The organism is Kitasatospora sp. McL0602 (assembly GCF_052076145.1).
In the GTDB taxonomy this organism is placed as follows: Bacteria; Actinomycetota; Actinomycetes; order Streptomycetales; family Streptomycetaceae; genus Kitasatospora.
In genome coordinates this window covers 831,017-844,122 of the sequence record NZ_CP197246.1, presented here as the reverse complement: position 1 = coordinate 844,122, position 13,106 = coordinate 831,017, and the positions used below count along the sequence as shown (strand labels likewise).

The 13,106-nt window shown below is 74.3% G+C and carries 10 protein-coding genes; 8 read left to right on the top strand and 2 right to left on the bottom strand.

All coding sequences use genetic code 11. From position 1 onward, the window contains the following. Position 1: 1 nt before the first annotated feature. Both ACR68M_RS04005 and ACR68M_RS04000 read right to left on the bottom strand, forming a co-directional pair. Complete coding sequence (locus ACR68M_RS04005; RefSeq protein ID WP_441248992.1) at positions 2-1,168, bottom strand: winged helix DNA-binding domain-containing protein; 1,167 nt, start codon at positions 1,166-1,168, stop codon at positions 2-4. A 100-nt stretch (positions 1,169-1,268) separates the two neighbouring features. Beyond that, positions 1,269-3,041 (bottom strand): glycoside hydrolase family 15 protein, encoded by a 1,773-nt coding sequence (locus ACR68M_RS04000; protein ID WP_441248991.1) that lies wholly within the window; start codon positions 3,039-3,041, stop codon positions 1,269-1,271. A 157-nt stretch (positions 3,042-3,198) separates the two neighbouring features. Between ACR68M_RS04000 and ACR68M_RS03995 the strand changes: the two genes are divergently transcribed. The 8 genes from ACR68M_RS03995 to ACR68M_RS03960 all read left to right on the top strand — a co-directional run bounded on the left by ACR68M_RS03995 (position 3,199) and on the right by ACR68M_RS03960 (position 13,039). After that, positions 3,199-4,005: an SAM-dependent methyltransferase gene (locus ACR68M_RS03995; RefSeq protein ID WP_441248990.1), complete on the top strand. Its 807-nt coding sequence runs from the start codon at positions 3,199-3,201 to the stop codon at positions 4,003-4,005. Continuing rightward, the gene (locus tag ACR68M_RS03990) at positions 4,002-6,101 is read left to right on the top strand and encodes a putative bifunctional diguanylate cyclase/phosphodiesterase (protein WP_441248989.1); all 2,100 of its coding nucleotides are present in this window, start codon (positions 4,002-4,004) and stop codon (positions 6,099-6,101) included. The genes ACR68M_RS03995 and ACR68M_RS03990 overlap by 4 nt, the downstream gene beginning before the upstream one ends. Before the next feature lie 346 nt (positions 6,102-6,447). Beyond that, the gene (locus ACR68M_RS03985; protein ID WP_441248988.1) at positions 6,448-7,278 is read left to right on the top strand and encodes a glycosyltransferase family 2 protein; all 831 of its coding nucleotides are present in this window, start codon (positions 6,448-6,450) and stop codon (positions 7,276-7,278) included. Next, positions 7,278-8,609 (top strand): glycosyltransferase family 2 protein, encoded by a 1,332-nt coding sequence (locus ACR68M_RS03980; RefSeq protein ID WP_441248987.1) that lies wholly within the window; start codon positions 7,278-7,280, stop codon positions 8,607-8,609. The genes ACR68M_RS03985 and ACR68M_RS03980 overlap by 1 nt, the downstream gene beginning before the upstream one ends. Then, on the top strand, positions 8,606-9,853 hold the full coding sequence (locus ACR68M_RS03975; protein WP_441248986.1) for a glycosyltransferase family 2 protein: 1,248 nt from the start codon (positions 8,606-8,608) through the stop codon (positions 9,851-9,853). Before ACR68M_RS03980 ends, ACR68M_RS03975 begins: the two co-directional genes overlap by 4 nt. Continuing rightward, on the top strand, positions 9,850-11,214 hold the full coding sequence (locus ACR68M_RS03970) for a lipopolysaccharide biosynthesis protein (protein WP_441248985.1): 1,365 nt from the start codon (positions 9,850-9,852) through the stop codon (positions 11,212-11,214). Before ACR68M_RS03975 ends, ACR68M_RS03970 begins: the two co-directional genes overlap by 4 nt. Then, positions 11,211-12,230 (top strand): glycosyltransferase family 2 protein, encoded by a 1,020-nt coding sequence (locus ACR68M_RS03965; RefSeq protein WP_441248984.1) that lies wholly within the window; start codon positions 11,211-11,213, stop codon positions 12,228-12,230. Before ACR68M_RS03970 ends, ACR68M_RS03965 begins: the two co-directional genes overlap by 4 nt. Beyond that, complete coding sequence (locus ACR68M_RS03960; protein WP_441248983.1) at positions 12,227-13,039, top strand: polysaccharide deacetylase family protein; 813 nt, start codon at positions 12,227-12,229, stop codon at positions 13,037-13,039. Before ACR68M_RS03965 ends, ACR68M_RS03960 begins: the two co-directional genes overlap by 4 nt. Positions 13,040-13,106 lie beyond the last annotated feature (67 nt).

Genomic DNA, 13,106 nt, shown 5'->3' with positions numbered 1-13,106 from the left:
GTCAGCCTGCGGCCAGGCGCTTCTCCAGCGGTGTGCGGAAGCGCGGGGTGGTACGGGTGTCACCGAGCCAGTCGCGCAGGCGGGCGGCCTCGGCGGCGACGGCGGCGCGGGCGTCCCGGCCGAGCGGTTCGAGGGGCTCCCAGACCACCTCGCCGTCGGGGCGTTGGGCCCAGCCGCCGACCACCCGGCCGTTCCACCAGACGGTCGGGCCGATGTTGCCGGAGCGGTCGAAGAGTTCGGCGCGGTGCTCGCCGGGCAGGTACCAGTCGCGCTGCTGCCAGCCCATCGGAGTCGGGTCCAGGCCCGGCAGCAGGGCGGCCCACGGCTCCGGCACGGGGACCGGCTCGAGATCCCCGGGCAGCGCCCGGCCCTCCCCGGCGGCCAGCGTGACCGGGACGGCGCCGCAGGCGTCGAGGGCGGCCCGGACCTCCCGCAGCCCCCACCCCGTCCACCACTTCAGGTCCTCCACGGTGGCGGGGCCGTAGGACTCCAGCCAACGCCGCGCCAGGGCCGCCTGCGCCTCGGCCACCGGCAGCAGCTCGGGCACGGGCTGCGCCTCCCACCAGTACTGCCCGCTCGTCCAGCCGCCGATCGGGCGGCCCCGGACGATCGAGCCGTCCATCGCCAGCACCCGCAGCAGGTGCAGGCCGACGGTCTGCGAGGCCGCGTACGGCTTGCCCGGCGAGACCAGCACGGATTCGCGCAGCTCCGGTACGAGCGCCCCGAGTTGGTTACTGGTGGCCTCCCCGGCGGCGGTCAGGGCGGCGACGGTGCGCTGCTCGACCTCGGCCAGCCAGGCGGCGTCGTGGCCGGCCTCGGCGACGAAGGAGAGCAGGCCGCGGCGCTCCTTCTCGGCGACCTTGAGGCTGGTCGAGGAGTGCACGACCGCCGCCAGATCGGACGGTACGACGAAGAGGGTGCGGCGCATGGCGTGCATCCGGACGAGACTGCGGTCCTGGTGGAGGGCGCGCTCCAGGCCCGCCCGGTCCGGCTCGGCGAGCCGGGCGGCGGTGGAGAGGAAGACCGTCGCCGGGTCGCTGGCGTGCAGGACGAGCACCGCCTCGGCTGCCTCCTCGGGCCCGGCGGCCCGGTGGGCGGGGGCGAGCAGGTGGCGCAGCGCCAGCCGCGCCCGGCGCTGCTCGTCGTCGATCGTCGGGCGGGCACTCATGCGATCGGCCTCCGGGCTCTTGGGCGGGGGTCAAGCCTTGCACGCCGCACTGTCAGAGGCCGGTAGCGTGGGGCGCCCGTACCGTCAGGGGCCGACGCCCTCAGGTGCCCGTGCCGTCGAGGGCGAACGCCGTGTTGACCAGGGCGACGTGGGTGAACGCCTGCGGCATGTTGCCGAGTTGGCGCTGAGCCTGCGGATCGTACTCCTCGGCCAGCAGCCCGAGGTCGTTGCCGAGCGCCAGCACCCGCCCGAACAGCTCGCGGGCCTGTGCGGTGCGCCCGGTCAGCGCGAGGGCGTCCGCGAGCCAGAACGAGCAGGCCAGGAAGGCCCCTTCGGCCCCGCGCAGGCCGTCGCCGCCGGGCCGGGTGGAGTACCGCCGGACGAACCCGCCGTGGTCGAGCCCGTCGCGGACGGCGTCGACGGTCCGCACGACCCGGGGGTCGTCCGGCGGCAGGAAGCCGCTCTTCACCACGAAGAGCGTGGCCGCGTCCAACTCCCGCCCTCCGTAGTACTGGACGAAGACGCCGCGCTCGCTGTCGTACCCGTGCGCCAGCACGTCCGCGTGCACGGCGGCGCGCATCGCCCGCCAGCGGTCGACGGGCGCGGGCAGGCCGGTGGCGGCGGCCAGCCGGACGGCCCGGTCGGCGGCGACCCAGGCCATCACCTTGGAGTGCACGAAGTGGCGGCGCTCGCCCCGGATCTCCCAGAGCCCCTCGTCGGGCTGGCGCCAGTGCGTCTCCAGGAAGTCCATCAGGGCGAGCAGCATCCGCCAGACCTTGCGCTCCATCGGCAGCCCGGCCGCCGTCGCCAGCTGGATGGTGTCCACCACCTCGCCGTAGACGTCGAGTTGGAGCTGCCGGACGGCGGCGTTGCCGAGCCGGACGGGGGTCGAGCCCTGGTAGCCGGGCAGCCAGGGGGCGTGCGTCTCGGGCAGCCCACGTTCGCCCGCGACGCCGTACACCGCCTGGACGTCGCCCGGGTCTCCCGCGATGGCCCGCAGCAGCCAGCTGTGCCAGGCGGCGGCCTCCTCGCGGAAGCCGCCGCGGAGCAGGGCGGAGAGCGTCATGCTGGAGTCCCGCAGCCAGCAGTAGCGGTAGTCCCAGTTGCGTTCGCCGCCGATCAGCTCGGGCAGCGAGGTGGTGGGGGCGGCGACGATGCCGCCGGTCGGGCGGTAGGTGAGGGCCTTCAGGGTGATCAGCGAGCGCAGCACCTGCGCCCGCCACGCGCCCCGGTAGTGGCAGGCGGCGGCCCAGTGCTCCCAGTCGTCGATGGTGCTGCGGAGCAGCTGCTCGGGGTCGGTGCGCGGTGCGGTGCTCAGGTGGGAGGGCTGCCAGGTCAGCACGAACGGCACCCGCTCGCCCGCCCGGACGGTGAACTCCGAGGTGGTGGCGCCGGATTCGCCGAAGGTGTGGACGCCTGGCGGCACCCGCAGCCAGGCCGAGTCCGGGCCCGCGACGGCGACCCGGTGGTGGTCGGTGCGGCGCACCCAGGGAGCCACCCGGCCGTGGTTGAAGCGCAGCCGCAGGGTGCTGCGCATCACGCTCTCGCCACTCAACCCCTCGATGATCCGCAGGAGTTGGGGGAGTTGTCGGCGTCTGGGCATGAAGTCGGTGACCCGGACGGCGCCGGAGGGCGTCTGCCAGTCGGACTCCAGCACGAGGGTGTCGCCCCGGTACCGGCGGGTGGTGCAGGCGCCGCCACCGGCCGGCCCGATCCGCCAGCCGCCGTGGCTGTCGTCGCCGAGCAGTGCGGCGAAGCAGCTGGGGGAGTCGAAGCGGGGCAGGCAGAGCCAGTCGACCGAGCCGTCCCTGCCGACCAGGGCGGCGGTCTCCAGATCTCCGACGAGGGCGTAGTCCTCGATGTGTCCGGCCATCGCCTCCCCAGTCTGCGCCCGGTCGGCCGGTCCGCGCCCGATCGGCGGCACGGGCGGCCGGGTGTTCCGAAGCGGGCCCTCCGGTTGCGGGGGACCTCCGAAGATAGGAAGATCTTTATGCCCTGTTGTCATCTTCGGAACCGGAAGGGGTGCCGTGATGCGGCGACCGAACTGGGTGCCCGCCGGAACCGATCTGGACAAGCCCAACGCCGCCCGGGTGTACGACTACTACCTGGGCGGTTCGCACAACTTCGAGGCGGACCGCGAGATGGCGCGCCGGGCGATGGAACTCTGGCCCGAGCTGCCCGCGATCATGCGCTCGAACCGGGCCTTCCTGCGCCGGGCCGTGCAGTACCTCGCCGAGCGCGGCCTGACCCGCTTCCTGGACATCGGCTCGGGCATACCGACCTTCGGCGCCGTGCACGAGGTCGCCCGCGCCAGCCACCCGCAGGCCCGGGTGGTGTACGTGGACCGTGACCCGGTGGCCGTCGCGCACAGCCGCCTGCTGCTGACGGACGACGAGCGCAGCCAGGTGGTCGAGGCCGACCTGCGGGACGTCGGTGACCTGCTGCACCGCCCCGAGGTCGCCGGGCTGCTCCAGCCGGGCGAGCCCGTCGTGCTGATGCTCGTCGCGGTGCTGCACTTCATCACCGACGCCGAGGAGCCGGCCAAGCTGCTCGCGGCGCTGCGCGACGCCCTGCCGCCCGGCAGTGCGCTGGTGCTCTCGCACGCCTCGCTGGAGGGCCGCCCGGACCAGGCCGGCCCGCACCAGGCGCTCTACCGCCGCACGCCGACGCCGCTCACGATGCGCAGCCGGGAGCAGATCATCGACTTCTTCGAGGGCTTCGACCTGGTCGACCCCGGCGTGGTCTACCTGCCCGAGTGGCGGCCGGAGAACCCGGCGACGGTCGGTCCGCACCCCGAGCGGATGACCGGCATGGCGGGCGTCGGAATGCTCTCGTGACAGCCCAGGGCGGCGCCGGGCCAGGGAGCGGTACGAGCGGCCGCTTCGCCGAGGAGTGGGCGCTGCTGTTGGAGAGCGGGCACGGGGTCGCGATGCACCCGGACATCCTGCAGCAGCTGATCCTGCGCACCGCGGTCCTGCTGCACCGGGCCCAGGCCGAGGAGCCGTTCCGGTCCGTGTTCGCCGCCGAGGCGGGCGCGCTGCTGGTGGAGGCGCACTTCACCGACCCGGCGGTGCTGGCCCGCGCGGTCGAGCTGCTGCAGGAGCACCCCGTCGCGGACGGGCGCGGGCCGGCCCTGTGCGGCGCGTTCGCCGCGGGCTGGGCCGCCGCGCTGCGCGAGCGCACGCTGCAGGAGCAGGAGTCCATCCGGCTGGCGGCCGACACCGCCCGCCAGGAGGTGGAGAAGGCCCTGCGCGCCTCGGAGAACCGCTTCCGCGCGCTGTTCGAGAGCGCGGCCATCGGCATCGGCATCGGTGACGTCGAGGGCAACATCCTGGCGGTCAACCGGGCGCTCCAGGAGATCTTCGGGGCCCGTCCGGAGGACCTCCAGGGGCACCGCGTCAACGAGCTGATGCACCCCGAGGACACCCCCGGCGTCTGGGAGGCGTACGAGGAGCTGATCACCGGCAAGCGCGACTTCCTCCAGGTCGACAAGCCGTACTACCGCCGGGACGGCGAGGTGGTCTGGACGCACCTGACCGTCTCGCTGATCCGCGACGACGACGGCCGGCCGCAGTACCAGGTCGCGATGCTGGAGGACATCACCGACCGCCACCGGCTGCAGGAGCGGCTGCGCCACCAGGCGACGCACGACCCGCTGACCGGGCTGCCGAACCGCTCGGCCTTCTTCGAGCGGCTGGAGAAGCTCTTCGAGGACCCGGAGGCGGGTGCCCGCTTCGGGCTCTGCTACGTCGACCTGGACGGCTTCAAGGTCGTCAACGACAGTCTCGGCCACGACACCGGTGACCAGTTGCTGGCCGCCGTCGCCGGTCGGCTGGAGGCCGCGCTGACGCCGCTCGGGCACATGGTCGCGCGGCTCGGCGGCGACGAGTTCGTGGTGCTGCTGGAGAGCTGCCGGGGTGAGCAGGAGGCGGTGGCCGCCGCCAAGACCGTGCTCGGCGCGCTCGCCAAGCCGGTGGTGATCGGAGACCACACGCTGGCCGTCGGCGCCAGCGTCGGCGTGCTGGAGCGCCGGGTGGCGACCACCACCCCGGGCGCCGCCGTCCGGGCGGCCGACCTCACGCTCTACCGTGCCAAGGAGGCGGGGCGGGGCCGCTGGACGCTCTTCGACCCGAAGGAGAACGCGCGGTCGGTCAGCCGGTACGCGGTCTCGGTGCGGATGCCCACCGCCCTCGACCGGGGCGAGTTCTTCATCGACTACCAGCCGCTCTGCTCGCTGCAGGACGGCAGGCTGGTGGCCGTCGAGGCGCTGGTGCGCTGGCGGCACCCGCAGCTCGGCGTGCTCGGGCCGGAGGAGTTCATCGGCGCGGCCGAGGAGACCGGGCTGATCATGCCGCTCGGCCGCTGGGTGATGGAGCAGGCCTGCGGCCAGGCCGCGGACTGGGTCCGCCGCTTCGGTGACGCCGCTCCGCAGATCAACGTGAACCTGGCGGTCCGTCAGGCGCGGAGCGCGGGCCTGACCACCGACGTGGACCGCATCCTGCGCTCCACCGGCCTCGACCCGGTCAAGCTCCAGTTGGAGATCACCGAGAGCACCGTGGTGGGGCCCGAGGACGAGACGCTCAAGGCCCTGCACGGCCTGGTCGACATGGGCGTCTCGCTGGCCGTCGACGACTTCGGCACCGGCTGGTCCAACCTCGCCTACCTGCGCGACCTGCCGGTCTCCGGTCTGAAGATCGCCGGCTCGTTCGTCGGCGACCTGCACGACCCGAGCAAGGACATCCATCTCGGCTGGCGGATCGTCAGCGGCCTGGTCTCGCTCGCCCACACCCTCGGACTCACCGTCACCGCCGAGGGCGTGGAGAGCGGAGCGGACGCCGAGCGCCTGCGGCTGATGGGCTGCGACTGGGCCCAGGGCTGGCACTTCGGCCGCCCCGTCCGGCCCGCGGAGATCGCCCGCCGCATCAGCCAGTAGCGACGGCGGTACGTCGAAAAGCGGACAAATGACGTAGATAGAGCCAATTCGCCTTGACGCACCGTGCGGGCCGCGCCGATGATGAGGGCCTGGCACCAGCACACGGCCAGTGGTCGGTCCGATCGGCGCCTTCCGCGCCCGGACCACTCCCGGCGCCTGCCACGCCCGGGACCACGATCGGCGCCCTTCGCGCCGGAGAACGGCCGACGACGCGGTACAGCTTGGGGAGCTGTGGTCCGTGACCCGCGTCGCAGCGGCGCTCCACACCCTCCGGGGCCCGAGGCCCCGCCGTCGGCGTACGCCTGAGTCCTTCGGCGTACCACCGCCTCACGAGAGACTGTCCGCGATGAGCAGCACCTTGCCTCCCAATGTCCTTCCCTATGCCGGGCGTGACGGAATGCCGATGCGCCGGGCGGGCGACCGCGCGGACGGCCGGCAGCCGATGCGGCGGGCGACCGACGGCTACGCCAGCCGTCACACCGTCAGCCTGGTCGTCCCGGCCCGCAACGAGGCCCGCAACATCCCCTGGGTCTTCGAGCAGATCCCGCGCTGCGTCGGCGAGGTGATCCTGGTCGACGGCTCGTCCAGTGACGCCACGCTGGCGATCGCCGAGCACTGCCTGCCGAGTGTCCGCAGCGTCCAGCAGAGCGGGCCCGGCAAGGGCAACGCGCTGCGCACCGGCTTCCAGGCCGCGACCGGCGAGTACATCGTGATGATGGACGCCGACGGCTCGATGTGGCCGGGCGAGATCCCGCACTACCTGCACTTCCTCGACAACGGCTACGACTTCGTCAAGGGCTCGCGGTGCATCGCCGGCGGCGGCTCACTGGACTTCACCCTGCTGCGCTCGCTCGGCAACCGGGCCCTGCTGCTGGTGGTCAACCAGCTCTACCGCACCCGGCTCACCGACCTGTGCTACGGCTTCTGCGCCTTCCGGCGCAGCTTCCTCGACACCCTGGACCTGCGCTCCTCCGGCTTCGAGATCGAGGCGGAGATGATCGCGCACGCCCTGCGCTCGGGGCTTCGGATCGCCGAAGTGCCCAGCCTCGAACTTCCCCGCCGCAGTGGGCGCTCGCACCTGCACGCCGTCGCCGACGGCCGCCGGGTGCTGCGGACCCTGCTCGCCGAGCGCCCCGGCGCCCGGTCCGCGGCGTCCCACACCGTGGGGGAGCGATGATGAATGGCTCCGACCGGCGCACCGCAGCTGCCTGCCCCTGCCCCGCCGCCCGCGACTCGCTCTGCACCCCCGTACGGATGGCCGAACTGGACCTGGACGCACCGGGCGAGCTGCGCTCGCCCGGCGGCCTCGGCCCGGCCGACCCGGACGGACGCGTGTTGGCGTTGGTGCGGCTGCACGGACACCCGCTCGGCTTGGTCAAGGCCACCGGAGCCCCCGGCGACACCGCCGGACTGCACCGGGCGCTGGTCGATGCCGCCTACCGGGAACTCCCCGTTCCCGCCCTGTCCACCGCGACACCCGCGGCGCGCCGAAGTCGGGTCGGCCGCGCCCGGGTGCCGGCGGAAAACCCCACCGTTAGCGTGGTCGTGTGCACCCGCAACCGGGCGGGGATGCTACGACGCTGCCTCGACTCCCTGCTGCGGACGGGCTACCCGCGCGTCGAGGTGATCGTCGTGGACAACGCGCCGGACGACGACGTCACCGAGGCGCTCGTCCGAGCGCGCTACCCCGGCCGGGTCCGCTACCTGCGCGAGCCCCTTCCGGGCTCGTCCCGCGCCCGGAACTGCGGCCTGGCCGCCGCCGGCGGCGAGATCTGCGCCTTCGCCGACGACGACGTGATCGTCGACGCCGGCTGGGTCGAGGCGCTCGCCGACGCCTTCACCACCGACACCCGGATCGCCTGCGTCACCGGGCTGGTGCTGCCCGCCGAGCTGGAGACCGAGGCGCAGGCCGTGCTGGAGCGCTACAGCGGCTACGCGCGGGGCTTCACCGCCCGCAGCTGGTCGCTGCAGGAGTACCCCGACGACCCGCTGCTGCGGTTCTCCGTCGGCCGCTTCGGCACCGGCGCCAACATGGCCTTCCGGACCGAACTGCTGCGCGCTGTCGGCGGGTTCGACCCCGCGACCGGCGCCGGCACCCCCGCCCACGGCGGCGAGGAGCTGCTCGCCTTCTTCCGTGTCCTGGGCGCCGGACACACCATCGCCTACCAGCCCGAGGCGATCGTCTGGCACCCCAGCCCGCGCACCGCCGAGGACCTCGCCCAGCACGTGTTCGGCTTCGGCGCGGGCTTCGGCGCCTACCTCACCGCCGCCGTCACCCACCAACCCGCCGTCCTCGCCGAGCTGGTGCGCCGCCTGCCGCGCGGCGTCCGCCAGTGGTACGCGGCCCGCCGCGCGCACTCCGCCGCCGCCCCGGACGTCTCGCTCGCCCGCCTCGGCCGGCTGGAGTTCTGCGGGCTGATGTACGGGCCGGTCGGTTACCTGCGCAGTGTCCGGCACCAGCGCACGGCAGTCCGGGCAGCCGCGGTCAGGGCAGGGGGGTCGTCATGACCACCCTCACCGCGCCCGCCGCACTGGCCCAGGTCGTCGAGTACGAGCTGGACGACCCCGGCGAGCTGCGCGCCCCCGGCGGAGGCCGGCCGGTGCACCCCGCCGGGCCGGTGCTGGCGCTGCTCCGGTGGCACGGCCACCCGCTCGGCCTGGTCAGGGCCACCGCCGCACCCGGCGACCGGGCGGGGCTGCTCGGCGAGCTGGCCGCCGCCGCCCGCGAGCACCCGGAGCCGGGGCCGCGGCACCCGCCGTGCACCGACGGCCCGCTGGTCAGCGTCGTCCTCTGCACCCGCGACCGCACCGAGCTGCTGCCCCGTTGCCTGGACGCCCTGCTACGGCTGACCCACCCCTCGTACGAGATCGTGCTCGTCGACAACGCGCCCGCCACCGACGCCACCGAGCGGCTCGTCCGGGCCCGGTACGCCGACCGGGTGCGGTACCTGCGCGAGCCGCTGCCCGGCCTCGCGCGGGCCCGAAACACCGGGCTCGCCGCGGCCCGGGGCGAGATCTGCGCCTTCACCGACGACGACGCCCTCGTCGACCCCGGCTGGGCCGGTGCGCTGGCCGAGTGCTTCCGGGCCGACGAACGGATCGGCTGCGTCACCGGGCTGGTGCTGCCCGCCGAGCTGGAGACCGACGCGCAGGCCGCCTTCGAGCGGTACTGCGGCTTCGCCCGGGGCTTCACCGCCCGCAGCTGGTCGCTGCGCGAGCACCCCGACGACCCGCTCTTCCCCTTCGCCGGCAGCCACTACGGCACCGGCGCCAACATGGCCTTCCGGACCGAACTGCTGCGCACCACAGGCGGATTCGACCCGGCGACCGGCACCGGCACACCCACTCACGGCGGCGAGGACTTCCTCGCGTTCCTCCAGGTCATCACCGCCGGGCACACCCTCGTCTACCACCCCGACGCGCTGCTCTGGCACCGTCACCGCCGCACCACCGAGGCCCTCGCCGCCCAGATCCACGGCTTCGGCGTCGGCTACGGCGCGTACCTGACCGCCGCCGTCGTGCACCGGCCGCCGCTGCTCGCCGACCTGCTGCTGCGGCTGCCCCGGGGCGTCCGGCAGGCCCTGCGGCCGAGCCCGGACGGCGGCGCCGACCCGGCCCTGGCGCGGCTGCACCTGCGCGGCCTGCTGCACGGGCCGACCAGCTACCTGGCCAGCCGCCGACTCCAGCACCGCCTCGAACGCAGCCTCGAACGGCGCCTCGAACGCCGCGCCCAGGGAGGTGAGTTGCCGTGACCGCCGGGCTCGCCACCCCCACCCGGAGCTGCTCCTGCCCGCTGCCGCTGCCCTGCGAGTGCAGTTACCGGGCGCTGCTGCTGGCCCGGAGCCGGGCCGCCCGCGTCCAGCTGGCCAGTGAGCCGCTGCTGCGCAACGGGCATCTGCTGGCGGCAAGTTCGGTGGTCGCGGCCGGGCTCGGCTCGGTCTTCTGGGTCTTCGCCACCCGGTGGTACAGCGCCGACGACGTCGGCCGCAGCTACGCCGCGCTCTCCGCCGTCGCGCTGCTCTCCGCGTTCGGCCGGTTCAACCTCGACAACGTGCTGGTCCGCTTCCTGCCCGCCGCCGGGCGCCACACCCGCCGCCTGGTGCTGCGCTGCTACCTGGTCAGCGCCGCCGCGAGCGCGCTGGCCGCCGGGGTGTTCCTGCTGATCGTCCCCTGGGTCGCTCCCGAACTGACCTTCCTGCGCGGCCCGGTCATGGCCGTCTCCTTCGTCGTCGCCGCCGCCGGATTCTCGATCTTCGTGCTGCAGGACGGCGCGCTCACCGGCCTGCGCCGACCGGGCTGGGTGCTCGGCGAGAACAGCATCTTCGCCGTCGCGAAGGCCGCCCTGCTCGCCCTCTGCGCGGTGGTCGCGCTGACCAACGGCATCCTGGTCTCCTGGTCGGGCGCGCTCGTCGTCGCCGTCGCCGTCACCAATCTGGTGCTCTTCCGCTCCGCCGTGCCCGCCCACCACCGGGCCGACCGGGCAGGTGCCCCCGCACCCCAGCGCGTCGCCCGCTACGCCACCGCCGACTACCTCGGCAACCTCTCCGGGATAGCCGCCGCCAGCGTCCTGCCGCTGCTGGTGCTCGACCGGCTGGGCGCCGAGCAGAACGCCTACTACTCGCTGGCGTTCGTGATGGCCGACACCCTCTACGTCGCCGCCTTCAGCATGGGCAGCTCGCTCGTCGTCGAGGCCGCCCGGACACCGGAGCAACTCACCGCGCTCGCCCGCCGGATGCTCCGCCACAGCGGTGTGCTGCTGCTCGTCGCGGTCGCCCTGGTGGTGGCCGGAGCGCCGTGGATCCTGCGGCTCTTCGGGCCCGGCTACGCCGAGCACGGCACCGTCACGCTGCGCCTGATGGCCCTCTCCGCCCTGCCGAACGTGCTGTTCAGCGTCGCCCTCGGCGTCGCCCGCGCGCGCCGCGCGCTGCCCTGGCTGATCGGCCTGCAACTCGTCTTCTCCGTCCTGCTCGTCGCCCTCGTCCTGGTGCTGCTGCCCGTCGCCGGGCTCGCCGGCGTCGGCCTCGCCTGGCTGCTCACCTCGACCGCCGTCGCGCTGCCCCTGCTGCTGACGCTGCCGCGCTGGCTGCCCTCACCCCACCGGAGCCCGCGATGACCACCCCGACCCTCTCCGTCGTCATCTGCAGCTACACCATGAACCGCTGGGACGACGTCTGCGCTGCCCTCGCCTCCGTCCGGGCCCAGCTCCGGCCGCCCGACGAAGTCGTCCTGGTGGTCGACCACTGCCCGGCCCTGGTCGAGCGCCTCGCCCTGCACGACCCGACCGCCCGGATCGTCGTCAGCGCCGGCCGCCCCGGCGTCTCCGGCGCGCGCAACACCGGCGTGGAGAGCTCGCACGGCGAGATCGTCGCCTTCCTCGACGACGACGCCGTCGCCGCCCCCGACTGGACGCAGCGCCTGCTCGCCCCCTACCGCGACCCGGCGGTGCTCGGCGTCGGCGGCCTCGTCAACTCCTGGTGGGAGACCGGCCGGCCCAGGTGGTTCCCGCCCGAGTTCGACTGGGTGGTCGGCTGCTCGTACCCGGGCTCGCCCGAACAGACCTCCGCCGTGCGGAACTTCATCGGCGCCAACATGTCCTTCCGACGCGCCGCCGTGGTCGAGGCGGGCGGCTTCCGGGCCGATCTGGGCCGGGTCGGCACCAGCCCGTTCGGCTGCGAGGAGACCGAGCTGTGCCTGCGCCTCAGCAGCCGCAACCCGGGATCGGTGCTGCGGTACGACCCCACCGTCGTGGTCCGCCAGCACGTGCCGAAGGCCCGTACCAGCTGGTCCTACTTCGCCGCCCGGTGCTACGCGGAAGGGCGCTCCAAGGCCCAGGTCGCGCGGTACAGTGGCACCCGCTCGGCGCTCTCCAGCGAGCGGCGCTACCTGCGGCGCACGGTGCCGTCCGCCGTCGGCCGGGCCGTCCGGCAAGGGCGGGCCACCGAGGCCGCCGCGCTGTTCGGCGGCGTCGCCACCACGGTGCTCGGGTACGGCGTGGGCCGGGTCCGCCCGGTGTCCAGGACGGGGCAGGACGAGCTGTGCGCGAGTGTCACCCCGCGCGCCGCGCGCCTCCCCGCGCCGCTGGCCTGGTGGACCAGGGCCCGCGCGGCACGTCCGAGGAGCCGGACATGATCGCTGTACCGGTGTTCCTCTACCACTCCGTCGCCGACGACCCGCCCGGGTGGATCGCCCCGTACACGGTGCGACCCGCCGTCTTCCGGGAGCAGATCGCCAGGATCGCCGACAGCGGGCGCGAGGTGGTGCCGCTGCGGAGGCTGCTCGCGGCCATCCACGGCGGGCCGGCGCTGCCGCCTCGGGCGGCCGTGCTGACCTTCGACGACGGCTTCGCCGACTTCTACTGGACGGTCGCGCCGTTCCTCGCCGACCTCGGGCTGCCCGCCACCCTGTACGTCACCGTCGGCGCCGTCCACCCGCCCGGCGGCCGCCCGAGCGGCAGCCTGCTGCCACCCGCGCCGATGCTGAACTGGCGCCAGATCACCACCCTCGACGCCACCGGCGTCGAGATCGGCGGCCACTCGCAGACCCACGCACAGCTCGACGTCGTCCGGGGCGAGCGCTGCACCGACGAGATCGTCGGCAGCAAGCACCGGCTGGAGGAGGCCCTCGGCCACGAGGTGTCCGCCTTCGCCTACCCGCACGGGTACTCCAGCCCGGCCGTCCGCCGCCAGGTCCGCGACGCCGGGTGGCACTCCGCCGCCGCCGTCGAGAACAAGTTCAGCTCCGAGGCCGACGACCCGCTGCGGATCTGCCGCCTGATGGTCCGCCCCGACACCCCCCGGCAGGTGTTCCAGAACTGGGTGGCGGGCGAGGGCGCCCGGGTCGCCCCGATCCCCGAGAGCCTCTACACCCGCTACTGGCGCGGCTACCGCCGACTCCGGGCCGCCATCGGCAGCCCCGTCGGCGGCCCACCGCAGAGCTGACGCCCCCCCACACGGACACACCCCGACCCCGACCCCGACCCCGACCCCGACCCCGACCCCGACCCCG